Genomic DNA, 397 nt, shown 5'->3' with positions numbered 1-397 from the left:
CAATTACATTGCACGTAAAACCAGCCGCACACCGGCTCAGGTTCAGCGTGAGGTGAAGCGCCTTCAGAAAGAATTTGGTTTTATCCTCCCCTGCCGGAGTGAGGTAGCTATCTCCTATGTCCGGAGGGCTGCCAAATGAGCCTAACCATGGAGCAACGGAAGGCATTAGCCGAAGCATTCGCAGCACTGGCAGGCCAAGCAACCAATTACAGGCAACGGTCAGCCGACGCAAAGCTGAGTGGGTATCACGTCGCAGCCGAAAGGTTTAGCGGGATGGCTGAAGAGTCAAAACAGAACGGCCTTGTTATCGCTGCCATGATCCGGGAGGCTCGGTAATGAAGCAGCCCGACCTGTTCACAATCAAAGAAGACACTGGTCACTTTGTTGTGTCTGCTCA

1 protein-coding gene is annotated in these 397 nt (G+C 53.4%); it reads left to right on the top strand.

Translation table 11 applies throughout. From position 1 onward, the window contains the following. Positions 1-135: 135 nt before the first annotated feature. Positions 136-336 carry a hypothetical protein gene (locus E1189_RS24315; protein WP_155158165.1) on the top strand — a complete coding sequence of 67 codons (201 nt, stop codon included), beginning with the start codon at positions 136-138 and terminating at the stop codon, positions 334-336. The last annotated feature ends 61 nt before the right edge of the window (positions 337-397 follow it).

Source organism: Parendozoicomonas verongulae, assembly GCF_009711465.1.
GTDB classification, from domain to species: domain Bacteria; phylum Pseudomonadota; class Gammaproteobacteria; order Pseudomonadales; family Endozoicomonadaceae; genus Sansalvadorimonas; species Sansalvadorimonas verongulae.
The sequence above is the reverse complement of the archived record's forward strand: the minus strand, read 5'-3'. Positions and strand labels throughout refer to the sequence as shown.